The organism is Cupriavidus sp. 05T41 (genome assembly GCF_056396525.1).
The window spans coordinates 86,340-110,106 of record NZ_JBFTLQ010000016.1; the positions used below are offsets into that span (position 1 = coordinate 86,340).

The following is a 23,767-nucleotide window of genomic DNA, read 5'->3' on the forward strand; positions in this document are numbered from 1 at the left end:
GCGGTCCCGCGCCGTGCCGGCTCAGGACGCGGCGCCGCCGTCGTGTTCCAGCAGTTCGGGCGGGCCCATCTCGAAGCGGCCGCGGCCCGCGGCCTTGGCGCGGTAAAGCAGGGTGTCGGCCTGGCGCATCAGTTCCTGGTCGGGCATCTCGGCGCCCTGGTAGAGCGCCACGCCAATGCTCACGTCCACATCGGCAAACACGCCGTCGATGAAAAAGCGCCGGCTGACCGAATGCACGATGGCCTGGGCGATGCGCCGCGCATTGGCCGCGCCGCCGATATCCTCCAGCACCACGGCGAACTCGTCGCCGCCCAGCCGGGCCACCGCGTCGCGCTCGCGCACGCAGCGCTGCAGGCGCCGCCCGAAGGCCTGCAGCAGCAGGTCACCGGTGATATGGCCGTGGAAGTCGTTGACGGCCTTGAAGCGGTCCATGTCCAGGTAGAGCAGCGCAATCAGCCGGCCGTCCTCGCGGCTGCGCGCCATGGCCGCCTGCAGCAGCGATTCGAACGCGCTGCGGTTGAGCAGCTGGGTCAGGTGGTCCAGGCGCGAGATGCGCGACAGCCGCATGGTTTCCAGCTTGCGCTGGGTCACGTCCTGCACATGCACGTGCACGCCGATGACCTTGCTGCCGTCGGCATTCCATTCCGGGCGCAGGTTGGTCTCCATGCAGCGGTATTCGGGATCGCTGTCCTCGACCTCGAAGGTCACCGCGGTGCCCGCCAGGGCCTTCTGCAGGAACGGCCGCGAGCGCGCGTAGCGGGCCTCGCCGATCAGCTCGCGCACGGTCATGCCGCGCAGCTCGCTGACGGGGATGCCGAAGGTCCGCTCGTAGGCCAGGTTGTTGAAGACGTAGCGCTCCTCGGTATCGACGAAGCCCAGCAGCGCGGGCAGGGTGTCGGTGACCGCGCGCAGCTGGCGCTCGCTGAGGTCGAGCTGTTCGCGCCGCTGGCGCACGTCGCGCATGAGTTGCGCGAAGGCGCGCGCCAGGTCGCCGATCTCGTCGTGCTGCTGGGCCGGCAGCCGCTCGTAGGCGGCGAGGTCGTGCGCGCTCTCGCGCACCACCTGGTGCAGGCGCGTGAGCGGGGCCAGCAGATGGCGCAGGGTCAGCCAGATCATCAGCGCCACCACCGCCAGCGCCAGCAGCGCCAGCCCCAGGAAGCGCCCCTGCATGGCATGCAGCGGGGCGAAGGCCTCGCGCGCGGGCAGCACCGCCACCAGCTCCCAGCCGGTGCTTTCCAGCAGGTAGCGCGAGATCAGCGGCCGCTCGGGCGCGAGGAATTCGGCCCGTCCGCTGCGGTCGTCCACGCCGCAGGTGTCGCCCAGCGCGCGCGCCGGCTGCATCGCCCTGGAAGAATCCGGGTGACGGACATAGACCGGCGTGCGCCCGGCCGAGACCAGGCAGTAAAACCCTGTGGTGCCGAGCCGGTTGTGCGTGATCTCGACCAGGAAGTTGGCGCTGGACAGATCCAGCCAGCCGCCCAGCAGGCCCTGGAATTCGCCCTGCGGGGAGATGACCGGCACCGCCACCAGCACGCCGGTCGCGCCATTGGTGCGGGCGCGGATCGGTGGCGTGATCACAGGCTCCAGCGTGCGCGCGGCCTGGCGGAAGTAGTCCCGGTCGGCAATGCTCACCGGCACGCCCTCCTGGGTCAGCATATTGCCCTGGGCGTCGGCGACCATGAAGGCATTGAAGGTGGCCGGGACCGGGATGCGGCTCTCGAGCAAGCGGCGCAGTTCGGGCCGGGGAAGCGTCAGCTTGCCGACCAGCTGCGGTGCCAGGTGGGACAGCAGCGTGATGCGGTCTTCCATGGCGGTGTCGAGCTGGTTGGCGGCGAGCTTGACGATGGAGTCCTGCTGGTCCTGCAGCGCGGCGCGCAGGTCGTCGTGCGCGTAATAGAGCGAAGCCAGCACGATGCCGGTACCGAGCACGGCGGCGAGCGCCGTGCTGATCAGCGCGAGGCGCGCCTTCAGGGAAAGCGAAACGAATGGCATGCTGGCCGGCAAAGTCGGGAAATGGCGCGTGCCTGCTGGCCGGCCTGCCCGCATGGCTACCGGGACGTCCGGCTTCGGCGGGGTTGCGGGCCCGGCAACCCTACCACAAGCGCCAGCCATGCGCGAGCCCGGCATACCCGTTCCGGGGCCGCGGCATGTGCGTGTGGCATCGCACGTTGCGCCGGTGCGCCAGGGCTGGGCGAGCCATGGCCGCCAAGGTATAGTGCCTCGTGGCCCGGCGGCGGCAGGGCGAAGCCTTGAGGGTTGATTGAGGGCTGACAATCGCGCCAACTCCATACATGAAACTGCCCTCACTCTCGCCTGTCCTGCTATCCCTGCTGGTTGCCGCTGCCGGCGCGCTGGTCACGGGCCGCGCGTGGTACGGCATGCGCGCGCTCGAGCGGGAAGTGGCGCGCGACGACTTCGACGGGTACTACACGCCGGTCTTCAGCGCCTTGCAGCGCCGGCTGCAGGAGAACGAGCAGCTGCTGCGCGGCGCCACGGGGCTGTTCGCCGCGGATCCCGCCATCACACGGGCGCAGTGGCGCAACTACCTGTACACCACGCAGGTCGACGACCTGCCGCCCGGTACCCACTCGATCGGCTATGCACGCCTGACCGCGGCGCGCGACCTGGAGCGACTGGGCGAGACCATGCGCCGCGAAGGCGTGCCCGTGTTCGAGGTCTACCCGCGCGGCGCGCGCGACGAATATGCGCCCATCGTCTTTGTCGAGCCGCTTTCGGGTCGCCTCACGCGCGGACTCGGCTTTGACATCCTGAGCGATCCCGCGCGCCGCGCCGCGGCCGAAGCCGCCCGCGACAGCGGCGAGGCGCGCCTCACCGCCGGCCTGCAAACGGTGCGCGAGAGCGAGGCACAGGCGCCGCAGCGCGCCGCAGCGATCTATATGCCGGTGTATGGCAACGGCCTGCCGCTCAATACGACGGCGCAGCGCCGCCAGGCGGTGACCGGCTACGTGTATGCCGCGCTGCGGCTGGACGATCTGCTGCGCGGCGTCAGCCTGCCCGCGGCCGGATCGCTTTCGCTGATGCTTTTCGACGGGCGCGATGCCGCGCCTGCCACGTTCCTGGCCGGCGATGCCGAACCGGCGGCGGGCGACCTGCGCCCGCCGGCACCGATGATCGAGGCCGAACGCGAATTGACGTTCGGCGGGCGCGTGTGGATCCTGCGCGGCGCCACCATGCCCGCCTTCGAGGCCGCGCACCGGCCGCGCCGCGCGCTGCTGGTGCTGGCAGGCGGCTTGCTGGCCTCGCTACTGCTGGCCTGGCTGGTGCTGGCGCTGGCTCGCCAGCAACGCCGCGCGTGGCAGCTGGCGGTGCGGGCGCGCCAGGCGCGCCAGGCCGACGGCGCACTGCAGCGCGCCGGCCTGGCCGGCGCCACCGACGCCTTTTTCGTGTGCGACGACCAGGGCAGCGTGCAGACTGCCAGCGCCGCTGCCACGGCCATGTTCGGCAAGGCGCGCGACCAGTTCGCGGGCGTTGCCATCGCCACCCTGCTGCCGGAGGCCGTCACGCTGGCCGGGGGCGCGCTCGCAGGCCGCATCGATACCCCCGCGCGCAAGGCCGACGGCACGGTGTTTCCGGTGCGCGTGACAGCCACGCCGGTGCCTGCCGCAGGGGCCGGCCGCGTATTGTGGATCGTGACCGACCTGAGCGCGGTGCGCCGCGCCGAACTGGCGGCTGCCGAACAGGCCGAGCGCAGCGCGCGCGTGCTCGACCATACCGCGCTGTGCGTGATCACCTTCGACCGCGACGGGCTCGTGACCGGCCTCAACCGCGCCGGCCAGCGCATGCTGTGGTACCAGGCCAGCGAAGTGGCCGGGCGCATGCGCTATCTCGATTTTCTCGACGCAGGGGAAGTCACGGCACGCGCGGCCACGCTCAGCAGCGAACTGGGCGAGCCGGTCGCCGCCGGCCTGCCTGCCGTGATCGGCAAGGCGCGCCTGGGGCTCGCCGACGAGCAGGAATGGACCTATGTGCGCAAGGGCGGCTCGCGCCTGCCGGTGCAACTGACGCTCACGGCGCTGCCCGGCACGCCGGCGCACGATGCGGGGCAGGGCACGGTGCAGGCAGCCGCGGCGATCGATGGCGGCGGCTACCTCGCCATCGCGCACGATCTCACCGAGCGCAAGCGCGCCGACGAGTACATCCGCCACCTGGCGCACCACGACGCGCTCACCGGCCTGCCCAACCGCGCCCAGTTGCATGCGCGCACGGAACTCGTGCTGCAGCGCGCGCTGCGCAAGGGCGAACGCATCGCGCTGCTGCTGCTGGACCTGGACCAGTTCAAGCGCATCAACGAGTCGCTGGGCCACCATATCGGTGACGAAGTGCTGCGCATCGTGGCCGACCGCCTGAAGGCCGCCGTGCGCCACGCCGACCTGGTCGCGCGCATGGGCGGCGACGAGTTCGTGGTGGTGCTCGATGCCGTAGCCCAGGACAGCGAGGCCGAACTGGTTGCCGCCAAGATCCTGGCGCGCCTGTCGGAAGAACTGCAGCTGGGCAGCCAGCGCCTGCGCGTGACGCCGTCGATCGGCATGGTGCTGTGCCCGGACGACGGCGACAACCTGGCCGACCTGCTCAAGAATGCCGACGCCGCCATGTACGCGGCCAAGCGCCGGGGTGGCGCGCAGCTCAGCCGCTTCTCCAGCGAGATGGCGGAGGCCTCGATGGCGCGATTCACCATCGAAGGCCTGCTGCGGCGCGCGCTGGCCACGCAGGCGTTCAGGCTGCGTTACCAGCCCATCGTCGACGCCGCGACGCTGCGCATTGCCGGCGTGGAAGCGCTGATCCACTGGGCGACGCCCGAGCGCGGCGTGATCCCGCCGGCCGAGTTCATCCCCATCGCCGAGCAGAGCGGGCTGATCATGCCGCTGGGCGAGTGGATCCTGGCTACCGCCTGCCGCGAGATCCAGCAACTGCGCAGCCAGCTGGGGCTGGAGCTGGAGGTGGCGGTCAATATCTCGCCGTTGCAGCTGCGCCAGGCCGGCTTCCCCGCCATGGTCACGCAGTGCCTGGAGGCGGCCGGGCTGCCCGCGCGCGCACTGACCATCGAGGTCACCGAGGGCATCCTGATCGAAGGCGGCAGCAAGACCATCGATACCTTCGAGCGCGTGCGCGCGCTTGGCGTGGGCTTGTCGATCGACGATTTCGGCACCGGCTATTCGGGCCTGAGCTACCTGACGCGGCTGCCGATCGACAAGCTCAAGATCGACAAGTCCTTCGTCGACGACGTGGCGCACGACGAACATCACCAGGCCGTGGCCGCCGCCATCATCACGCTTGGCCACCAGCTTCATCTGCAGGTGGTGGCCGAAGGGGTGGAGTCGCAGGCGCAGTTCGCCTTCCTGCGCGAGCATGGCTGCGACGCCGTGCAGGGCTACCTGTTCTGCCAGGCCGTGCCGCTCAGCGGGCTGATGGAGATCTGCGCGGCCGGGGGCGGGGCGGCCATGCCGGCGCGCGCGCAGCGGGTGGCGTCCAACCAGTAAGCCCGGGGGCCGCCCGCGCGGGCCGGTCCAAAATCCGCCGATACCTGCATCGGCATTCTTTGCCCGACTGCCATCTGCATGGCACGCACCGTCCCTAAGCTGCCAGTTGTCATCATGGCACCAAGGGGTGTTCATTCATGCAGGCAGGTGGGTCCGGGCCGGGCCGCGCGTTCCTCGCGGTCGAACAGGTAGGCAAGCGGTTCGGCGTTGTCAGTTTGGCATAGCGAATAACCGCTCCTCGATAATCGCGCAGGCTCAGGTGGAAGCGGAATTACTAGCGGACCGCCTGACTGATGACCGCTGCAGCGAATCGATGACCGCGGTAGAGCGAATTCGTCGTCTTCATCCCCACGTCCAATGACAACGCTTCGGCAACGTGACGGTGCCTCGCCGAGTGGGGCAAGCGCTACGAAGGCAAGGCCGAGAAGAAGTGAGGCAGCAGGGGATGCCTGCAGCCGGCGCGAGCCGCAGGCCGGTCACGCATGGAAGACCACGGCCCGGGAACGGCGGTGCGATCTGCGCTGCCTTGTCCGGGTCTTTGTCATGTCGGGGAGCCGATCTTGGCCACGCAGAAACGGGTACGCAGCGGGTGCACAGCGGGTGCGCGGCGGCCCGTGGATCCCTGCTGGCGCCAGGCAGGAGGCGCCACCATCTCGCCAGCCTCAGCCGTTGGCGACTTCCGAGGGGTCCGGGCGCGCGTGCAGGCGGCGGTACAGTTCGTCCACATGGGCGCGGCTGCTGCGCAGTTCTTCGCGCCCGCGTTCAGTGATCAGGTAGACACGTCCGATGCCGTCGCGCAGGACGCTTTCGATGTACCCTTCCATCTGCAGCGCGCGCAGCAGCGGCCGCACGGAACCAATATCCACCTGGAAGCCGTACTCCATCAGCATTTCGGCGAGCATGGCCACGGTGGCCGGTACTTCGACGGCAAACTGGAGGACGTAGATGCGGGCGAGCAAGCCAAGGAACTGTCGTTTCATGTCGCTGCAAACGCGGGATCTCCCATTGCGGTTGACGTTGATTTATAGTTGTGGATCACGCGCCGCAAAAAAAAGAAGCCGCCACGTATGTGGCGGCTTGTCGGGAATGCGTCGGAGGGGTCAATTAACTCTGGCGCAGACCAGATTTTAAAATAACTTAATACGGCTTGTCACGTCCCATTTGAGTCACCCCTCTTTTGTGGGGCGGCTGCCGGGCAGTCCGCGGCGAAGTGACACGGATGAGGCGAAAACGCATCTTTTACGGGCATTTCCGCGCAGGCAGATGTCCGAAAGCAGCTTGCATCCCACCCCGGCCGCGCGTCTAATCCGGCCATCTCCCGTCAGCCCCGAAGCCATGAGACCCGCCGACCTGTTTCGCCTGCTAAGCCTGGCCGCCATCTGGGGCGCCAGTTTCCTGTTCCTGCGCATCGGCGCACCGGTGCTCGGCCCCTTCACGGCTGCCTTCCTGCGCGTGCTGGTCGGCGGGCTGACACTGGTGGCCTATCTTGCCCTGATGCGCGTGCGCTGGGATATGCGCGGCAAGTGGCGCGCGGCGATGGCACTGGGCGTGATCAACTCGGGCATTCCGTTTGTCATGTACGCGTTTGCGGCGTTGTGGCTGCCGGCCGGCTATTCCGCCGTGTTCAATGCGATGACGCCGCTGATGGGCGTCCTGATCGGCGCGCTGTGCTTCGGCGAGCGCCTGACGCTGGCCAAGGCAGGCGGGGTGGTGCTTGGCGTGGCGGGGGTGGGGGTGCTGACCCGTACCGGCCCCGTGGCCTTCACGCCACAGGTGCTGCTGGGCGCGGGCGCCTGCCTGGTGGCCACGGCCTGCTATGGGCTGGCCGGCTTCCTGGCGCGGCGCTGGATCACGGCGCAGGGCGGGCTCGACAGCCGCCTGGTGGCCACCGGCAGCATGGTGGGCGCCACGCTGTTCCTGCTGCCGTTCTGCGGTGTCGCGCTGTGGCGCGAGAATACGCTTCCGGCCGCCGGGGCGGGGGTGTGGCTGGCGATGCTGGGCGTAGGGATGCTGTGCACTGCCATCGCCTACATCCTCTATTACCGCCTGATCGCGGACCTGGGCCCGGTGCGCTCGCTGACCGTGACCTTCCTGATCCCGCCGTTCGGCATCGTGTGGGGCGCGCTGTTCCTGGGCGAGAAATTGTCGTGGGCGCACGCCGTCGGCGGCGCGCTGATCGGCCTGGCGGTCTGGCTGGTGCTGAGGCCGGCCTCGGCTGCGCCCGTGGCGGCGGCCGTACCAGGGTCCGGACGACCCTGAGCGGCGCGATGCCGATTCAGCGGAACCGGTAGGTCACCGCGGTCATGGCGGTCCATTGCTGGCGCCGCTGGGTGACCGGGCTGCTGGCCGCATCCCCCTCCAGCCGCGCGAAGGTGAGCAAGCCCAGCGCCGACCAGTTGCGCGAGATCTCATAGCTGACGATGCCGTTGGCGTGCCATTCCCTCAGCCCGGCTCCCACCGCATGCGTCGGCAGGCCCGACCGCGCGCTCTGGTCCGCCGTCACGCCGAAGAAGGTCTGCATGTACTTGCTATTGGTCCAGGTCACGCCCGGGCCCAGCGTGAAGAGCCACTTGCCGGCTGGCAGGCTGAACAGCACGTCGCCGTTGGCGATCAAGCCCTGCCCCTGGCCGGCGATGTCCTGCGCCACGTCCGCCGAGAAAGTGATGAACGAGACCTGTGCCTGCGCGAATGCCCGCGCCCGCATGGTCATGTTGACGTCGCCCAGGCCATTGAGGCGGTGATCGTCCTTGCTGCGCCGCCAGGTCGGGTCGAACTGGAAGTCGGCGCCGATCTGCCAGATATCGTTGTTGAGCGCATACACGCCGAGCAGGTCGAAGCCGCGCGAGAAGAAGCGGCCGCCGTAGTCGATGTCCTGGTAGATGATCGGGTAGACCAGCGAGGTGCGCGCGCCGGGGAAATCCGGTGCTACGTAGACGCCGGGGCCGGCCGAGATCTTCCACTTGCTGGCGGGCGGCGTCGCGGTTGCCGTGCCTGCCGCGCCTGCCGGGTCGCTGTCTGCTGCCCAGCCGGCCGAGGCGCTGATGGTGATGGCGAGTGCCAGTAGCGCGCGGCGGGGCGCAGAGGTGGTGGGCATGGACAATCCGGCTTGAACTTGATGTGGGCCGCGTCGTGCGCGCGGCAGCAGGGGGGGATTCTAGCCGGATGTGAGAGCGAGGGGCAGGGGTGGGGGGCGACGGAGGACGCGCCCGCCAGCCGCCGGCCTAGGATGCCGGGGCCAGTGCGCCGCCGCCGTTCAGTCCCTCGACATTGAAGCGTTCGCGCACCCGCACCACCACCCGCCGGGCCAGCGGCAGGCTCCGCACGGCGTCTTCCTCGCTGCGGTCGGGGAAATCCACCTCCGCACTCCAGTTGCAGCCGGTATGGTCAGGCCGGTGGATGCACACCGCGCGCAGCTGGCAATCCTGGCAGCCGGGTTGCTCGCGCAGCCAATGGCTCAGCAAGCGCTTGAGTTCAGGCAGGGGTTTGATCTGGCGATCCATGGCGGACTCCGGTAGCTGCCCGGCGGCCGCATGGGTCGGAGGCCGGGCGGGGCCGAGGTTCCGGGGCAGGGGAAGGGAACCGCGGGCCGTGTCAGTTGATGGACTTGTCGGCCCGGCATTTCGGGCACAGGCCGTACAGCACCAGCATGTGTTCGCGCAGTACGAACGCATTGGCGGTGGCCACCTCGCGCTGGCGGGCTTCGATGGCTTCGTCGCGGAATTCCTCCACGTGACCGCAGGCCACGCAGATCAGGTGATCGTGGTGGCCGCCTTCGTTGAGCTCGAAGACCGCGTGATCGGACTCGAAGCTGTGGCGCAGCAGGATATTGGCTTGCACCAGCTGGTTGAGCACGCGATAGATGGTGGACAAGCCGGCGTCGACGTCCTGTGCCAGCAGGATGCGATAGACATCCTCGGCGCTGCGGTGGCGGCGTTCGCTGGCGCGGAAGACTTCCAGCACGCGAACACGCGGCGAGGTCGCCTTGAGGCCGGCGCGCTTCAGGTCAATGGGTTCGGTACTGTCGGGAGGCATCAACATGCTGCGGCTTTGCGCCCGGGCGGGGACGCATCAATCGGAAATGACGTGCTCCGGCCGGCCGCGCCGCCGCGCGCTGCGCGCCAACGTACGCCATCCAGACCGCAGGAATGCAGCGGGCGGCATCCTGCAAGGAAGGCCGCCCGCTGGCTGCAAGACGTGTTGCCACGGCTTGCGGAATAAAAAGATGGCTTGGCTTGTCAGCCGAAGAGCTGATCGGGAAAGCGGGGTCTGGTTGCTTTCCCGATCTTCCGGTGACTGGCTACTGCCAAACGCTCCGCGGTACGGAGCGGTCCCCACAAAAGACGGTGATGGATGCCGCGCCATGCGCGACATCGAAAATCCTGTTTGCCGCGGGCTTGCCGCCGGCCTTCCTGTATTGCGCTACTTTGCTCTGCTACTTGCTCTGCTACTTTGTTCCGTTGTCCTCGCCGGGCTGGTCTTGCTTGCCTCGCGTCAGACAGTGATGCCATAGTAAATGGGAATTAATCTCATTACAAGGGGAATTTGCAGCTTTTTTCGAGGGGGTCGAGGGGCGTTCGCGGGATGGGCGGATGATGACGGGCGGACGGGTGTCACGACCTGGCGCCCGTATGCCGATGGAGTCGGATCGGGGCTAGCGGCGGCGAGTCGCCGGCCGGGCGTCGCGCCCGGCCGGCTTTCCGCGAGGCAGGAGGAGGGCGATCCTGGCAGAGATGCTGGCGAGCATGGCAAGCGCGCCAATGGTTTCCATGAGTGCGGCAATCATCGAAGTCTCCCGGTTTCCCTGAAACTCGCGCAAGTGCAACATGCACGGCGAGGCGGTTCGGGCCTGCCACGGCCACCTGGATCGGCGGACCACGGGTCTACCAGGGCCGTACAGGCATATAGGCACGGACGAAGAACGCCAGGGTGATGCAGGCCGTCAGCGTCAGGGTCACGGCGCGCACCACGTTTGCAGGCGTGCGGCGGCCGATCTGCGCGCCCGCGTAGCCGCCGACGGTTGCCGCCAGCAGCATCACGATCGTGTTCGGCCAATGCACCGCGCGCGCGGCCATGAAGATGAAGACCGCCATGGTGTTGGCGGCGGTGACGAGCAGGGTGCGCGGGGCATTCAGGCTCTTGAGGTCGCGGCTGTCGAGCAGGCCCCACACGGCCATCATCATGATGCCTACCGCGCCGCCGAAGTAGCCGCCGTAGACCCCCAGCCCGAACTGGACGGCGAGAACGGCCGCAGGCCGGATGTGGTAGCGGCTCCGCAGCCATTCCCCGGCCCGGCGCCCGAACGACAGCGCCAGGCTGGCCACCAGCAGCAGCCAGGGCAGCACGACGTCGAAGGTCTTTGCCGGCGTCCACAAGAGCAGTACCGCACCGACCACGCCCCCGATGACCGTCGACAGCAGCAATGGCCGCAGCGACACGGCACCGACCGGCCCGAGGTCGCTGCGGTAGGCCCACGCACTCGCGATTCCGCCCGGAAACAAGGCAACCGTGCTCGAAGCATTCGCTTGAACCGATGGCACGCCGGTGGCAATCATGGCTGGCAGGCTGACGAACGAGCCGCCCCCGGCGAGTGCGTTCATGGCGCCTGCAGTCAAGCCGGCCAGGGAGAGCAGCAGAGTATCGTTCATGCCAGCCATGGTAGGTGCGCGAGCTGGCATGGGCAATCTGGCAATTCCAGTGCTAGTCTTCGGAGAAACCGAAAGCAGCTAAGCGAGGACCGACCCCATGCGCTTCGATCTCACCGATATGCGCCTGTTCCTGAGCGTGGTCGAACAGGGCAGCCTCACGGCGGGCGCGCAGGCCGTGAACCTGGCGCTGGCTTCCGCAAGCGAACGCGTGTCCGGCATGGAGGCCGCACTGGGCGCGCCCCTGCTGGAGCGCACCCGGCGCGGCGTGCATACGACCGCGGCCGGCGACGCGCTGGTGCGGCACGCGCGTCTGATCCTGGGGCAGGTGGAACAGATGCGCGGCGAGTTGCGGACCTACGCCACCGGCCTCAAGGGCCGCATCAGGCTGCTTTCGAACACGGCGGCACTGGCCGCGTTCCTGCCGCGCGAGCTGCGCCGCTTCCTGGTGGCTCACCCGGACCTGTCGGTCGACCTTGACGAGCAGCCGAGCGCCGAGATCGTCCGCGCCATTGCGGAGGGGCGCGCCGAGCTGGGCATCGTCGCCGACATTGCCGACCTGGCGGCGCTGCAGACCCGCTTGCTGGCAAGCGACCAGCTTGTCGTGGTGGCGGGCAGCGCGCACCGCATCAGCGGCCAGCCGCGGGTGGCCTTCGCGGACATCATCGGCGAACCCTTTGTCGGCCTGGCGGATGCCGCGCTGGAAAGCCACCTGGGCGAACGCGCGACCCGTCTCGGGCGCCAGATCGGATACCGGGTCCGGCTCAGAAGCGTGGCCAGTGTCGGGGAGATGGTGGAGGCGGGCGTCGGCATCGCCATCCTGTCCGAAGCCTTCGCGGCGGAACTGCGCCGGCCCGGGCTGGCGCTGGTTGCGTTGTCGGAGCCGTGGACGTCGAGGCAGTTGCACCTGTGCGCGCGCGATTTCTCCGCACTGACACCGCATGCGAACCTGCTCGCCCAGCAGCTCATGGCGAGCGGTGCCCGAGCGCCGGGCGAATCGGCCTAGGGCAGGCTGGGCGGGAAGAAAATCGTGCGCCGGGCAGCGGGAAAGTCCCCGGCGCACGAAAAGTGCGTATCACGCACAACACATGGCGCCGGCTTTCCGGCGCCCCCTTCTACTGACCCCTCATTGCTCTTTCATTGCACTGTCACTGCGCGGGCTGCGCTCAGGCGCCCGCCAGCCGGAACGTGCCGACCGCCTTGTGCAGGGCGTCGGCCTGGTCTTCCAGCGAGGCCGCGGCCGCGGCGGCCTGTTCCACCAGCGCGGCGTTCTGCTGCGCCATCTGGTCCATCTGCGTGACGGCCTGGTTGACCTGCTCGATGCCGCCGGTCTGCTCTTCGGTGGCGGCGCGCATCTCGCCCATCAGGTCGGTCACGCGCTTGACGGCCTGCACGATCTCGTCCATGGCCTGGCCCGCGGTTTCCACCAGCGCCGCGCCGTCGTCCACGCGCTGCGCGGAGTTGCCGATCAGGCTCTTGATCTCCTTGGCCGCGGTGGCGCTGCGCTGAGCCAGGCTGCGCACCTCGCCGGCCACCACCGCGAAGCCGCGGCCCTGGTCGCCGGCACGCGCCGCTTCCACGGCGGCATTGAGCGCCAGGATGTTGGTCTGGAAGGCAATGCCTTCGATCACACCGATAATGTCCACCACCTTGCCCGAGGCCGCCTTGATCTCACCCATGGTGTTGACCACCTTGCCGACGATCTCGCCGCCGCGCACCGCGATCTCCGAGGCGCCTTCGGCCAGCCGGCTGGCCTGGCGCGCGTTGTCGGCGCTCTGGCGTACCGTGCCGGTGAGCTGCTCCATGCTGGCCGCGGTCTGCTCCAGCGAAGCCGCCTGTTCCTCGCTGCGGCGCGACAGGTCCGAGTTGCCGGCGGCGATCTCGCGCGCGGCGTTGGCGATCGAATCGGCCGAGCCGCGGATGCTGCCGATGGCGCCGGTCAGCCGGTTCTGCATCTGCTGCATGGCGAACAGCACGCTGTGGCGGTCGTTCTGCGCGAGGCGCACCTCGCTGGCCAGGTCGCCTTCGGCAATCCGCGCGGCAATCTGCGAAGTCAGCGCCGGCTCACCGCCCAGCTGTTTGTGCAGGCCGCCGGCGATGCGCATCACCACCACCGTCATCAGCGTGCCGATACCCAGCAGCAAGGCCAGTGACTTCAGCAGGGACTGGCGGAAGGCGGCGTCGATATCGTCCAGGTAGACCCCGGCGATGAAGTTCCAGTCCCAGGGCTTGAAGTTGGCCACGTAGCTCAGCTTGGGCTGCGGCGCCTCGGAGCCCGGCTTGGCCCACAGGTAATGCACGAATCCGTGGCCCGCGCCCTTGCCGATCTCGGCGATCTCGCGGAACAGGAAGGTCCCGTTGGGATCCTTCATGTCACTCATGTCCTTGCCGTTCATCTCCGCCTTGAACGGGTGCATCACCACCACGGCGTCGGAACGCATCAGGGTGAAATAGCCGTCTTCGCCGAAGCGCATGGCGCGCACGCGGTCCAGCGCCTGCTGCCGGGCTTCGTCCATCGGCAGCTTGCCGCTGCGGCCCAGCGCCTCATATTCCTTCACCATCGATAGCGCGGTATCGGTCACATGCGCCAGGTCCAGCTTGCGCTCGTCCAGGCGCAGTTCGCGCATCTGCCAGGCATCCCACAGCGTCAGGCCCAGCAGGCAGACCCAGCTCAGCAGCAACGGCAACAGTAATTTCTTCCTCAGGCTCAGGCGCTCCAGCATTCTCTCCCCCTTCTTTTAGGTATCGCGATTCATTTCATTGCTGACGCGATAACGGCCGCGACAAAGCCAAACTTGACGGTAGCGGAGTAGGGAGTTTCCTCAAGTGCAGCAAGGGTTGCAGCCGTAGACAGCGTAAGTGTGTACTACTGCACAAACGGATTCGCGGGGCTGGCGCGGCCCGCCAGGCCATGTAATTCCGCGTAATCTTCGCCCCCCGGGCGAGGCATTGCGGTTTCAAATGAGAACCATTATCCTTTCGCCTTATTTGCCTGAAGCGTCACCTCGCGGGGCGCCGTAGCATCAGCGCGCATCGGGCAGGCCGGCCAGCCAGGCGCCATCCATGGCCTCGCACCGCTTGCCGCGCGCCGGAAAACCGATATGACCGAAATCTCGCTGGGAGCCGGCCAGCAGCGCCGCGCCTTCTGGCTCAAGCACCTGCATCAGTGGCACTGGATCAGCTCGGCGCTTTGCCTGATTGGCATGCTGCTGTTTGCCGTGACCGGATTTACGCTCAACCACGCCGGCCAGATCGAGGCCAGGCCGCAAGTGGTCACCCGCACGGAAAGCGCGCCCGCCGCGCTGACCGGTTCGCTGCGCCAGCTCAAGCACGGCGACAAGGGCCCGGTGCCCCCCGTGCTGGCCGAGTGGCTGGCACGCACGCTGGATATCGACGCCGCCGGGCGCGAGGCCGAGTGGTCGGGCGAGGAGATCTATGTTTCGCTGCCGCGCCCGGGGGGCGATGCCTGGGTAAGCCTGGCGCTGGATACCGGCGAAGTGCAGTACGAGAAGACCAGCCGCGGCTGGATTTCCTACCTGAACGACCTCCACAAGGGCCGCAATACCGGCCGCGCGTGGAGCCTGTTCCTCGATGTCTTCGCCGCGGCCTGCCTGATCTTCAGCGTCACGGGGCTGTTCCTGCTCAAGCTGCATGCGGGCGGGCGCATGGCGACATGGCCGCTGGTCGGCCTGGGGCTGGTGGCGCCGCTGCTGCTGGCCCTGCTGTTCATTCACTGAGCGCGCGCTTCGCCGTTCAACCGTTTCACCTTCAGCTGCTAAAAACGAGGTTTCGCTATGCGTCGATTGCTCACCGTCACTCTCACCGGCATGGCCGCGGTACCGTTCGCCAGCCCGGCCGTGGCGGCCGAAATGAACGTCAAGGTCGAGATCCCGCGCCTGAACGTCGCGGAATACCACCGGCCCTATGTCTCGATGTGGATCGAGCGCGCCGACCAGAGCCCGGCCGCCACGCTGGCGGTCTGGTATGACGTCAAGCACAAGGATGGCGAAGGCACCAAGTGGCTCAAGGACATGCGCCAGTGGTGGCGCAAGGCCGGGCGCGACATGCAGATGCCGGCCGACGGCATCTCCGGCGCCACGCGCGCCGCCGGCGAGCAGACGCTCACTTTCAGCGACGGCAAGACGCCGCTGGGCAAGCTGCCCGCCGGCGACTACCAGCTGGTGGTGGAAGCCGCGCGCGAGGTCGGCGGCCGCGAACTGCTGCGCGTGCCGTTTGCATGGCCTCCCAAGGCGGCCGCTTCGGCCAGGGCCAGGGGCGAGCACGAACTGGGCACGGTCTCGGTCGACCTCAAGCCCTGAGCGGCATGCTGCCGTTTCGTCGCCAGCCTTTCCCTTCCACAGCCCGGCTTGTGCAGCCGGAACCCGATTCCTTGCCCGCTTCCCTTAGGAGCATGACGATGAAGACGATCGCCACCAAACTGTCCGTCCGCGCCGCCGCGCTGGCCCTGGCCGCGCTGATGCCGCTGGCCGCCCATGCCCACCGCCAGTGGCTGCTGCCGTCGGCCACCGTGCTCTCGGGCAGCGACCCGTGGGTGACCGTGGACGCCGCCGTGTCCAACGACCTGTTCTACTTCGAGCACGTGCCGCTGCGCCTGGACAACCTGGCCGTGACCGCGCCCGACGGCGCCGCCGCCAAGGTCGAGAACGCCAGCACCGGCCGCTACCGCAGCACCTTCGACGTACACCTGACCCAGCCCGGCACCTACAAGGTGGCGATGGTCAGCCACGGCCTGTTCGCCAGCTACAAGGAAAACGGCCAGACCAAGCGCTGGCGCGGTTCGCCCGAGGCCTTCGCCAAGGAAGTGCCGGCCGGCGCGCAGGACCTGCAGGTGACCCAGGCCGACAGCCGCCTGGAAGCCTTCGTCACGGCCGGCAAGCCGAGCGCCAGGGTGCTGCAGACCACGGGCCGCGGCCTTGAGCTGGCTCCGGTCACGCACCCGAACGACCTGGTCGCCGGCGACGCCGCCAGCTTCCGCCTGTTGCTCGACGGCAAGCCCGCCGGCAATGTGAAGGTGGCCGTGGTGCCGGGCGGCATCCGCTACCGCGACCAGCTGCAGGAGATGTCGCTGACCACCGACGCCGACGGCAAGTTCAGCGTCAAGTGGCCGGCGCCGGGCATGTACTGGATGGAGGCCGAGGTGCGCGACGACAAGGTCGCCACCAAGGAAGCCAAGGTCCGCCGCGCGAGCTATGCCGCGACGGTGGAAGTGCTGCCGCAGTAAGCGCGCTTCCCGCGCGCTTCAAGCGCGGGCGGGCCGCCCCCGGCGCAAGTCCGGCGGCCCGCGCAAGCCATGAGCCCCCAGCGGGCTTTTTGTCTTTGCGGATCGCGTCTCCAGGCTGGCGTCATTTTCTTCAGCCTCTTGTCGTCGTTTCTGACCTATTCCAGCTTTTTCCAACTCCTCCCGCTTGGCCCGCATGCAGCGCGTCCTTATTCCTCTCTCGCTCGGCGCGGCGCCGCCCGCGCCCGATGCGGCCGCGCGCGTGTGCCGGCTGCAGGGCGAGACCATGGGCCCCACCTGGTAGGTGGCCTGGGCCGCGCCGCCGGGCAGCCCCGCCGCGGCGGCGCTCGACGCCGGCATCCGCGCGGTCCTGGCCGGCGTGGTCGCGCAGATGAGCAACTGGGAGGCCGGCTCCGATCTCAGCCGCTTCAACCGCGCCGCGCCGGACAGCTGGCAGGTATTGCCGGCGGACTGCTTTGCCGTGCTGCAGGCCGCGTTGCAGGTGGCGCGCGACAGCGGCGGTGCCTACGACCCGAGCGCTGGCCCGCTGGTTGACCTGTGGGGCTTCGGCCCGGCACCGCGTCGCGATGTCGCGCCGCCGCTGGCCGAGATCGAGCAGGCCCGCGCCCTGTGCGGATGGCAGCGCATCGAACTCGATCCCGAAAGCCGCCGCGCGCGCCAGCCCGGCGGCGTGCGCCTGGATTTTTGCGCCATCGCCAAAGGCTTTGGCGTGGACGCGGTGTCGCGCTACCTGGACGCGCAGGGCCTCGCCAGCCACCTGGTGGAGATCGGCGGCGAACTGCGCGGCCACGGTGTCAAGCCCGACGGCATGCCGTGGTGGGTCGCGCTGGAGACGCCGCCCGCCGCCGCGGGAGCCGCCGGCGCCGACACGCTCGTCGCGCTGCATGGCCTGGCCGTGGCCACCTCGGGCGACTACCGGCGCTACTTCGACAGCGGCGGGCGCCGCTACGCCCACACGCTGGACCCGCGCACCGGCTACCCGGCCAGCCACGCGCTGGCCTCGGTCACGGTGCTGCATCCCCAATGCATGATGGCCGACGCGCTCTCCACCGCGCTGACCGTGCTCGGCCCCGAAGCCGGCATGGTGTTCGCGCGCCGCCATGCGCTTGCCGCCCGCTTCCTGGTCCGCCACAGCGGCGGTTTCGACGAACGCCTGTCGCCGGCCTGCGAGGCCATGTTGTCATGAACACGCCATGAACACGCCATGAACACGCCCGAGAGCGCATCCTCCCTGCCGATCGACCTGCCCGCCCCCGCGGCCGAGCCGCCGCGCGCCCACGCCGGCCAGGCCGCCCGGCGCAGCCGCATGCACCAGGCCGTGACCGCGCTGGGCGTGCTTGCCGGGCTGGCCGGCGTCGCCCTGGGCTTGCTCGCCCCCAGCCGCGCGGGCATGGCCGCCGGCGTGGTGGTCGCCTACCTTGGTTTTTGCGCGGCCGTGATCGCGCGGCACCGCCGCCGGCACGCGCGCCCGGCCCAGCTGGCACAGCCGCGCGAAGGCGCCACGCTGGTTGCCTATGCCAGCCAGAGCGGGTTTGCCGAGCAGGTCGCGCTGCACACCGCGCAGGCGCTGCAGGACGCCGGCGTGCCCGCGCAATGCCTGGCCTTCGATCAGCTCGAAGCGGGGCGCCTGGCGCATTGCCGGCAGGTCCTGTTCGTGGTCAGCACCACGGGCGAGGGCGATGCCCCCGACAGCGCCTCCGGCTACGCGCGGCGCCTCACGGCAGCGGCCGGCACGGGCGGCCTGCGCGAACTGCGCTACGGCATCCTCGCCCTTGGCGATCGCAGCTACGCCAACTTCTGCGCCTTCGGCCGCGCGCTCTCGGCGTGGCTGCAACGCCAGCAGGCGCAGGCACTGTTCGACATGGTGGAAGTCGACAACGGCGACGCCGGCGCGCTGCGCCACTGGCAGAACCACCTCAGCGCGCTGGGCGGCGGGGTCGAGATCGCCGACTGGGACAAGCCCCGCTACACCGACTGGCACCTGGCCGAGCGCCGCCTGCTCAATTCCGGCAGCCCCGGCGCGCCCGCCTTCCACCTGGCCCTGCTGCCGCCCGCAGGCGCACCCGCCTGGCAGGCCGGCGACATCGCCGAGATCGGCCCGCGGCTCGCGCCGGCCGAGGTCGGCCGCATGCTGGACAAGCTCAAGCTCGACGGCATCACGCCCGTGCGCTGCGACGGTGCCGCCACCACGCTGGCGCAGGCGCTGGCCACCCGCATCATGCTGCCCGAGCCGCATCTCGTCGCGCTGGCCGGCGTGGCGCCGCAGCGCCTGGTCGACACGCTGCCGCCGCTGCCGCACCGCGAATATTCGATTGCCTCGCTGCCTGCCGAGGGCCGGCTCGAACTGCTGGTGCGCCAGACCCGCCACGACGACGGCCGCCTTGGCCTCGCCTCCGGCTGGCTGACCGCCCACGCGGCGCAGGGCGCCGCCATCGCGCTGCGCATCCGCACCAACCGCGGCTTCCATCCGCCCGCCGACGAGCGCGCGCTGATCCTGATCGGCAACGGCACCGGCCTGGCCGGGCTGCGCGCCCACCTCAAGGCACGCGCCGTCGCCGGCCACCATCGCAACTGGCTGCTGTTCGGCGAGCGCACCGCGCAACACGACGCCTTCCACCGCGACGAACTCGCGGCGTGGCAAAGCGAAGGCGTGCTGCAGCGCATGGACCTGGTCTACTCGCGCGACGGCGGCCCGCTGCGCTATGTGCAGGACGCCGTGCGCGCCGCCGCCGGCATGCTGCGCGAATGGGTCGAAGACGGCGCGGCCATCTATGTGTGCGGCAGCCTGCAAGGCATGGCCGGCGGCGTCGACGCGGCGCTCACCGAGGTGCTGGGCGAAGAAGCGCTGCTGCGCCTGGGCGAGGCCGGGCGTTACCGGCGCGACGTCTATTGAGGCGGCCGACCGCCGCGGCGCTATGCCGCGGCCACCTCCATCAATCCGTCCACCACCACCGCCCCGTCCGCGCCCGCCATCACCGGATTGAGATCGATCGAGCGGATTGCGCCACCGGCCTCGTGCATCAGCCGGCCCACGCGTACCGCGATCCGGCACAGCGCGGCCACGTCCACGGCCGGCTCGCCGCGCACGCCCGCCAGCAACGGTGCGATGCGCAGTCCGGCCACGGCGCGCGCCACCGCGGCCTCGCTGCACGGGGCCAGCAGCACGGCGGTGTCGCACAGCACTTCGACGTACTTGCCGCCGTCGCCGACCAGCACCACCGGCCCGAACACCGGGTCCCAGTGCGCGCCCACCATGCATTCGCGCTCGCCGCGTTCCATGCGCGCCACCACCACGCCTTCGCAGGCGGCGTCCATCCTTTGCAGGATGTCGGTCTGCACGATGTAGGCATGCGCGACGGCATGCTCGTCGTTGCAGTTGAGCGCCACCAGGCCATGCTCGCTCTTGTGCGGCACCTGCGGCGAACTGGCCTTGACGGCCACCGGGCCCTTCAGTTCGCGCCAGGCCGCCACGGCTTCGTCCGCGCTGCGGCACAGCTTGTGGGCAACCACGGGAATGCCGGCCGCCGCCAGCCGGGCCAGGCTGGCGGCCTCGCTCAGGGTTTGCGTGGCGGGTGTCGCGGGCGCGGCGGCCTTGCCGCTTGCGCGCGGCCGGTACGTTGCCGGCAGAGCGTCTTCGTGCGCGATCTCGCGCAACTGCTGCTGGTGCGTGACGAGTTGCGCGAAGGCGGCCAGTGCGTCGGCCGCGCTGTCATAGGTGGGCACCCCGGCGGCGCGGAACGCCGCCGCAACCGGCGGCTGCCATGCGGCCACCGCGATGGGCTTGCCGGCGCTGGCGGCAAAGGCCGCGGCGTCGCGCGCGAAGCGCGGCAGCTCGTAGCCCATGCCGGCCACCGGGATGTCGAGCAGCAGCAAGTCGGCGGCCGGGTCGGCGGCCACCACTGGCAGCACGTCGCCGAACAGGCCGCTGTTGGTCAGCAGCGCCGCGGTCACGTCGACCGGATTCGCGGTGGCGGCGAAGCCGGGCAGGCGTTCGGCCAGCGCCGCCTGCGTGGCGCTGGCCAGCGGCGCCAGCGTGAGTCCGAGCGTTTCTGCCGCATCGGCGGCCATCACGCAGCTCGCGCCCGAGTTGCTCACCACCACCAGGCGCCGCCCGCCGGCCTGCCAGCCGCGCAGGTAAAGCGGCGCGCAGCGCGCCAGCGCGTGCGCATCGTCGACGCGGCAGATGCCGTGGCGCGCCAGGAAGGCGCTCACCGCGCGGTCCTCGTTGGCGATGGCGCCGGTGTGCGACGCCGCCGCGCGCTGGCCCGCGCTGGAGCGGCCGGCCTTCACGGCGACCATCGGCACGCCGCGCCGGCGTGCCACCGCCGCGGCTTCGGCCAGCACCGCCGGGTCGGTCAGGCTCTCCAGGTACAGCAGGATCAGCTTCACGTCCGGGTCGTGCGCCACGGCCAGCGCCAGTTCGCTGACCGTGATGTCGGCCTCGTTGCCGGTGGCGTGCATGTGGCGCACGCCGATGCCCTGGCCGCGCAGCAGGCCGTAGACCATGGCACTGACGCCGCCGCTCTGGCTGACCACGGCCACCGGCCCGTCCTGCGGCGGTACTTCGATGAACATGGTGGAGAAGCTGGCGATGGTGCCGGTGCCGAAGTTGGCGAGGCCCTGGCTGTTGGGCCCCACCAGGCGCAGCCCCGCGGCGCCTGCCACGCGCACCATCTCGTCCTGCTGGCGGCGGCCTTCCTCGCCCGCCTCGCCGAAGCCGGAGGCGATGACGATGGCCGCGGCCACGCCCAGCCGCGCGCAGTCGCGCACGGTCGCGACCGCCGCCTCGCCGCTCACCACGATGATGGCCAGCTCCGGCACCTCGGGCAGCGCATCGAGCGAGGCAAAGGCGGGCAGGCCCTGGATGGTGTCGCGCTGCGGGTTGACCGGGTAGAGCTTGCCGGCGTAGCCGTGCTCGCGCATGTAGTGGATGGGCCGGCCGCCGATCTTGTGGATATGGTCGGAGGCGCCGATCACCGCGATCGAGCGCGGCGCCAGCAAGGCTTGCAGGGTCTGGTTCATGATGAATTGCAGCGTGAAGGCGAAAGGATGAGTGTGAGAGAGAGAGGGCGGGAGTCAGTCGATGGTGGCGCCGGAGGCCTTGACCACCTTGCCCCACTTGTCGATCTCGCGCGCGAGGAACTGACCGGTGGCGGCCGGCGCGGTCCATTCCGCGGCGAAACCCTGCGTAGCGAACCTGGCGCGCACGTCGTCCTGCCCGAGCACGGCCTTGAGCGCGGCGCTCAGCGTGCCGATCACGGCGGGCGGCGTGCCGGCCGGCGCCAGCAGCGCGTTCCAGGCGGTGGCCTCGTAGCCGGGCAGCCCGGCTTGCGCCACGGTGGGCACGTCGGGCGCGGCGGGCGAGCGCGCCGCGCCGGTGATCGCCAGCGCCTTGAGCCGGCCCTCGCGCACGAAGGGCATGGCCGAGAGCATGGTGTCGAACATCACGGTGGCCTGCCCGCCCATCACGTCGGTGAGCGCTGGCGCGCTGCCCTTGTACGGCACGTGGGTCATGTGCGTGCCCGCCATGCTGTTGAACAGTTCGGCGGCAAGATGCGTGGATTGCCCGTTGCCCGAGCTGGCAAAGCTGACCTGATCCGGCCTGGCCTTGGCCAGCGCGATCAGCTCGGTCACGTTGCTGGCCGGCGTGGCCGGCGCCGTCACCAGCACCAGCGGGCCGCGCGTGAGCAGCGACACCGGCGCGAAGTCCTTCTGGGTGCTGTAGCCGGGCTTGCTGAACAGCGTCATGTTGATCGCGTGCGCGGTGGTCGCCACCAGCAGCGTATAGCCGTCGGGCGGCGACTTGGCCGCCGCCTCCGCGCCGATATTGCCGCCCGCGCCTGGCCGGTTCTCCACCACCACCGGCTGCTTGAGCTGCTCCGCGAGCTTTTGCCCGACCACGCGCGCGACGATGTCGGTGGGGCCGCCGGGCGGGTAGGGCACGACCAGGCGCAGCGGCTTGGCGGGCCAGTCCTGTGCGTGCGCGCGGGGCATGCACAGCAGCGCTGCCGCGACGGCGATGGCGCCCGTCAGCAGGGCGAGCGCGGGCCGCCGAAGCGGCAAGGTTCGGTTCATGTCAGTCTCCTCGGTTTTGGTGAAGCAGGCCGTGCGGCGGCGCGCCGGGTGCCGCCTGCTGCTGCGGCTTGTCGCCGCTGTCTTGCTATTCGCGCCGGAAGCGCAGCAGCGTGAGCTCGCCGTGGCGCAGGAAGCCGGCGCGCACGCGCTCGCCGATCGCCACGCCGGGCTCGGCATGGGCCATCACGCGCGGGCCTTCGTCCAGCGTGGCCAGCACCAGCGTGTAGGGCGCCAGCGCGCGGAACGCATCGGTCGGCGCGCGCGCGACTTCGGTCACGGCGTGGACGGTGGCGCCGCCGCCGGCGTCGCGCCAGCCCAGGCGCGTGCTGCCGCAGGCACGGCAGGCATGGCGCTGCAGCGGCTGCCACGCGCCGCAATCATCGCAGGCCTGGTAGCGCACGATACCGGCGTCGAGGCCGGACTGGTAGGTGTGGCTGGCTTGGTCGGTGGTCATGGCTGGTTCCGCGGGGGCGCTGTGCATTGCTGCTGGTTTGCTCCCCTCTCCCACGCCGTGGGAAAGGGGCCGGGGGAGCGAACCCGGGGGCTGGCGAGGGGCGGCATCATTGCGCCTCCAGCACCAGGCTCACATGCGACGACAGCACGCCGCCGTCCGCATGGAACAGGGCGCGCTTGCGCCGCGGCAGCTGCCGCGTGCCGGCCTTGCCGGCCAGTTGCCGCCCGGCTTCGGCCAGGTGCATCAGGCCACCCGCCACGCCCGAGTGGCCGAAGGCGAGCAGCCCGCCGTGCGTGTTGAGCGGCAGCGCGCCGTCGCGGCCAAAGTCGCCGGCGGCCAGCCGTTGCGGCGAGGCGCCGCGCGGCGCCACGCCGAGTTCCTCGAGCAGCATCGCCAGCGTGATGGTGAAGGAGTCGTAGATCGCCAGGTAGTCGATATCGGCAACGGTGTTGCCGGCCTCGCCGAGCGCGCGGCGCGCGGCATCCGCCGCGCCCGTGGCCAGCACGCTGTCGAGCGTGCACAGGTGCTGGTGACGGTGCGCCTGCCCGGCGCCGGTGATGCGCACGGGCCTGCCGCTGCCGCCGCCATTTCCCGGTTCGGCCGACACCACCACCGCCACCGCGCCGTCGGAGATCGGGCAGCAGTCCGACAGCCGCAGCGGCGAGGCGATGGGCTTGGCGGCGCGCGCCGCGTCGAGCGTCACCGGCTCGCGCAGGTGGGCATCGGGATGCCCGGCCGCATGCTCGCGCATCAGCACCGCGAAGCCGCTCAGGTCGTCGGCATGCATGCCGGTCTCGTGCAGGTAGCGCGACGCCAGCAGCGCGTAGTACGCCGGCAC

19 protein-coding genes and 1 pseudogene are annotated in these 23,767 nt (G+C 70.1%); 8 read left to right on the forward strand and 12 right to left on the reverse strand.

Going from position 1 to position 23,767, the window contains the following annotated elements; genetic code table 11:
• Nucleotides 1–21: 21 nt before the first annotated feature.
• Entirely contained in the window at nucleotides 22–1,992 is a 1,971-nt protein-coding gene (locus AC1DKV_RS12495) for a sensor domain-containing diguanylate cyclase (protein ID WP_441611832.1), read from the reverse strand.
• 299 nt (nucleotides 1,993–2,291) lie between these two features.
• Here AC1DKV_RS12495 and AC1DKV_RS12500 point away from each other — a divergent pair, with 299 nt between their 5' ends.
• Entirely contained in the window at nucleotides 2,292–5,498 is a 3,207-nt protein-coding gene (locus AC1DKV_RS12500) for a bifunctional diguanylate cyclase/phosphodiesterase (RefSeq protein ID WP_441611833.1), read from the forward strand.
• Nucleotides 5,499–6,160: 662 nt separating this feature from the next.
• Here AC1DKV_RS12500 and AC1DKV_RS12505 read toward each other — a convergent pair.
• Nucleotides 6,161–6,478, reverse strand: coding sequence for a PadR family transcriptional regulator (locus AC1DKV_RS12505; RefSeq protein ID WP_441611834.1), 318 nt, complete (start codon nucleotides 6,476–6,478; stop codon nucleotides 6,161–6,163).
• Between the two features lie 355 nt (nucleotides 6,479–6,833).
• On the opposite strand from AC1DKV_RS12505, the gene AC1DKV_RS12510 reads away from it, so the two are divergent.
• Nucleotides 6,834–7,757, forward strand: coding sequence for a DMT family transporter (locus tag AC1DKV_RS12510; RefSeq protein ID WP_441611835.1), 924 nt, complete (start codon nucleotides 6,834–6,836; stop codon nucleotides 7,755–7,757).
• Between the two features lie 16 nt (nucleotides 7,758–7,773).
• On the opposite strand, the gene AC1DKV_RS12515 is transcribed toward AC1DKV_RS12510, so the two are convergent.
• The 5 genes from AC1DKV_RS12515 to AC1DKV_RS12535 all read right to left on the reverse strand — a co-directional run bounded on the left by AC1DKV_RS12515 (nucleotide 7,774) and on the right by AC1DKV_RS12535 (nucleotide 11,143).
• Nucleotides 7,774–8,592 (reverse strand): MipA/OmpV family protein, encoded by an 819-nt coding sequence (locus AC1DKV_RS12515; protein WP_441611836.1) that lies wholly within the window; start codon nucleotides 8,590–8,592, stop codon nucleotides 7,774–7,776.
• A gap of 127 nt (nucleotides 8,593–8,719) precedes the next feature.
• Complete coding sequence (locus tag AC1DKV_RS12520) at nucleotides 8,720–8,998, reverse strand: hypothetical protein (protein WP_441611837.1); 279 nt, start codon at nucleotides 8,996–8,998, stop codon at nucleotides 8,720–8,722.
• 91 nt (nucleotides 8,999–9,089) lie between these two features.
• Complete coding sequence (gene fur / locus AC1DKV_RS12525; protein ID WP_441611838.1) at nucleotides 9,090–9,536, reverse strand: ferric iron uptake transcriptional regulator; 447 nt, start codon at nucleotides 9,534–9,536, stop codon at nucleotides 9,090–9,092.
• 613 nt (nucleotides 9,537–10,149) lie between these two features.
• On the reverse strand, nucleotides 10,150–10,281 hold the full coding sequence (locus AC1DKV_RS12530) for a hypothetical protein (protein WP_441611839.1): 132 nt from the start codon (nucleotides 10,279–10,281) through the stop codon (nucleotides 10,150–10,152).
• 97 nt (nucleotides 10,282–10,378) lie between these two features.
• Nucleotides 10,379–11,143 (reverse strand): sulfite exporter TauE/SafE family protein, encoded by a 765-nt coding sequence (locus tag AC1DKV_RS12535; RefSeq protein ID WP_441611840.1) that lies wholly within the window; start codon nucleotides 11,141–11,143, stop codon nucleotides 10,379–10,381.
• 97 nt (nucleotides 11,144–11,240) lie between these two features.
• Here AC1DKV_RS12535 and AC1DKV_RS12540 point away from each other — a divergent pair, with 97 nt between their 5' ends.
• Nucleotides 11,241–12,146, forward strand: coding sequence for a LysR substrate-binding domain-containing protein (locus AC1DKV_RS12540; RefSeq protein ID WP_441611841.1), 906 nt, complete (start codon nucleotides 11,241–11,243; stop codon nucleotides 12,144–12,146).
• Between the two features lie 160 nt (nucleotides 12,147–12,306).
• Here AC1DKV_RS12540 and AC1DKV_RS12545 read toward each other — a convergent pair whose 3' ends face one another.
• Entirely contained in the window at nucleotides 12,307–13,863 is a 1,557-nt protein-coding gene (locus AC1DKV_RS12545; protein WP_441611842.1) for a methyl-accepting chemotaxis protein, read from the reverse strand.
• Nucleotides 13,864–14,241: 378 nt separating this feature from the next.
• Between AC1DKV_RS12545 and AC1DKV_RS12550 the strand changes: the two genes are divergently transcribed.
• The 5 genes and pseudogenes from AC1DKV_RS12550 to AC1DKV_RS12570 all read left to right on the forward strand — a co-directional run bounded on the left by AC1DKV_RS12550 (nucleotide 14,242) and on the right by AC1DKV_RS12570 (nucleotide 19,293).
• Nucleotides 14,242–14,877 carry a PepSY-associated TM helix domain-containing protein gene (locus AC1DKV_RS12550; protein WP_441611843.1) on the forward strand — a complete coding sequence of 212 codons (636 nt, stop codon included), beginning with the start codon at nucleotides 14,242–14,244 and terminating at the stop codon, nucleotides 14,875–14,877.
• A 57-nt stretch (nucleotides 14,878–14,934) separates the two neighbouring features.
• Nucleotides 14,935–15,459 (forward strand): DUF2271 domain-containing protein, encoded by a 525-nt coding sequence (locus tag AC1DKV_RS12555; RefSeq protein ID WP_441611844.1) that lies wholly within the window; start codon nucleotides 14,935–14,937, stop codon nucleotides 15,457–15,459.
• 98 nt (nucleotides 15,460–15,557) lie between these two features.
• The gene (locus AC1DKV_RS12560) at nucleotides 15,558–16,382 is read left to right on the forward strand and encodes a DUF4198 domain-containing protein (RefSeq protein ID WP_441611845.1); all 825 of its coding nucleotides are present in this window, start codon (nucleotides 15,558–15,560) and stop codon (nucleotides 16,380–16,382) included.
• 193 nt (nucleotides 16,383–16,575) lie between these two features.
• Nucleotides 16,576–17,586, forward strand: a pseudogene (locus AC1DKV_RS12565) (FAD:protein FMN transferase).
• Between the two features lie 120 nt (nucleotides 17,587–17,706).
• On the forward strand, nucleotides 17,707–19,293 hold the full coding sequence (locus AC1DKV_RS12570; RefSeq protein ID WP_441643135.1) for a sulfite reductase subunit alpha: 1,587 nt from the start codon (nucleotides 17,707–17,709) through the stop codon (nucleotides 19,291–19,293).
• Nucleotides 19,294–19,313: 20 nt separating this feature from the next.
• Here AC1DKV_RS12570 and AC1DKV_RS12575 read toward each other — a convergent pair whose 3' ends face one another.
• The 4 genes from AC1DKV_RS12575 to AC1DKV_RS12590 form a co-directional block, all read right to left on the reverse strand.
• The gene (locus AC1DKV_RS12575) at nucleotides 19,314–21,422 is read right to left on the reverse strand and encodes an acetate--CoA ligase family protein (protein WP_441611847.1); all 2,109 of its coding nucleotides are present in this window, start codon (nucleotides 21,420–21,422) and stop codon (nucleotides 19,314–19,316) included.
• 54 nt (nucleotides 21,423–21,476) lie between these two features.
• The gene (locus AC1DKV_RS12580; protein ID WP_441611848.1) at nucleotides 21,477–22,475 is read right to left on the reverse strand and encodes a tripartite tricarboxylate transporter substrate binding protein; all 999 of its coding nucleotides are present in this window, start codon (nucleotides 22,473–22,475) and stop codon (nucleotides 21,477–21,479) included.
• Between the two features lie 85 nt (nucleotides 22,476–22,560).
• The gene (locus AC1DKV_RS12585; RefSeq protein ID WP_441611849.1) at nucleotides 22,561–22,929 is read right to left on the reverse strand and encodes a Zn-ribbon domain-containing OB-fold protein; all 369 of its coding nucleotides are present in this window, start codon (nucleotides 22,927–22,929) and stop codon (nucleotides 22,561–22,563) included.
• A gap of 106 nt (nucleotides 22,930–23,035) precedes the next feature.
• The coding region (locus AC1DKV_RS12590) for a thiolase family protein (RefSeq protein WP_477137616.1) at nucleotides 23,036–23,767 on the reverse strand (732 nt) is incomplete at its 5' end.

Bases quoted from the DNA above. Each gene is read 5' to 3' on its own strand.
- AC1DKV_RS12495 (WP_441611832.1), bottom strand. From the start codon at position 1,992: ATGCCATTCGTTTCGCTTTCCCTGAAGGCGCGCCTCGCGCTGATCAGC.
- fur (WP_441611838.1), bottom strand. From the start codon at position 9,536: ATGTTGATGCCTCCCGACAGTACCGAACCCATTGACCTGAAGCGCGCC.
- AC1DKV_RS12555 (WP_441611844.1), top strand. From the start codon at position 14,935: ATGCGTCGATTGCTCACCGTCACTCTCACCGGCATGGCCGCGGTACCG.
- AC1DKV_RS12585 (WP_441611849.1), bottom strand. From the start codon at position 22,929: ATGACCACCGACCAAGCCAGCCACACCTACCAGTCCGGCCTCGACGCC.
- AC1DKV_RS12535 (WP_441611840.1), bottom strand. From the start codon at position 11,143: ATGAACGATACTCTGCTGCTCTCCCTGGCCGGCTTGACTGCAGGCGCC.
- AC1DKV_RS12540 (WP_441611841.1), top strand. From the start codon at position 11,241: ATGCGCTTCGATCTCACCGATATGCGCCTGTTCCTGAGCGTGGTCGAA.
- AC1DKV_RS12550 (WP_441611843.1), top strand. From the start codon at position 14,242: ATGACCGAAATCTCGCTGGGAGCCGGCCAGCAGCGCCGCGCCTTCTGG.
- AC1DKV_RS12505 (WP_441611834.1), bottom strand. From the start codon at position 6,478: ATGAAACGACAGTTCCTTGGCTTGCTCGCCCGCATCTACGTCCTCCAG.
- AC1DKV_RS12520 (WP_441611837.1), bottom strand. From the start codon at position 8,998: ATGGATCGCCAGATCAAACCCCTGCCTGAACTCAAGCGCTTGCTGAGC.
- AC1DKV_RS12500 (WP_441611833.1), top strand. From the start codon at position 2,292: ATGAAACTGCCCTCACTCTCGCCTGTCCTGCTATCCCTGCTGGTTGCC.
- AC1DKV_RS12530 (WP_441611839.1), bottom strand. From the start codon at position 10,281: ATGATTGCCGCACTCATGGAAACCATTGGCGCGCTTGCCATGCTCGCC.
- AC1DKV_RS12580 (WP_441611848.1), bottom strand. From the start codon at position 22,475: ATGAACCGAACCTTGCCGCTTCGGCGGCCCGCGCTCGCCCTGCTGACG.
- AC1DKV_RS12575 (WP_441611847.1), bottom strand. From the start codon at position 21,422: ATGAACCAGACCCTGCAAGCCTTGCTGGCGCCGCGCTCGATCGCGGTG.
- AC1DKV_RS12545 (WP_441611842.1), bottom strand. From the start codon at position 13,863: ATGCTGGAGCGCCTGAGCCTGAGGAAGAAATTACTGTTGCCGTTGCTG.
- AC1DKV_RS12515 (WP_441611836.1), bottom strand. From the start codon at position 8,592: ATGCCCACCACCTCTGCGCCCCGCCGCGCGCTACTGGCACTCGCCATC.
- AC1DKV_RS12510 (WP_441611835.1), top strand. From the start codon at position 6,834: ATGAGACCCGCCGACCTGTTTCGCCTGCTAAGCCTGGCCGCCATCTGG.
- AC1DKV_RS12570 (WP_441643135.1), top strand. From the start codon at position 17,707: ATGCACCAGGCCGTGACCGCGCTGGGCGTGCTTGCCGGGCTGGCCGGC.
- AC1DKV_RS12560 (WP_441611845.1), top strand. From the start codon at position 15,558: ATGAAGACGATCGCCACCAAACTGTCCGTCCGCGCCGCCGCGCTGGCC.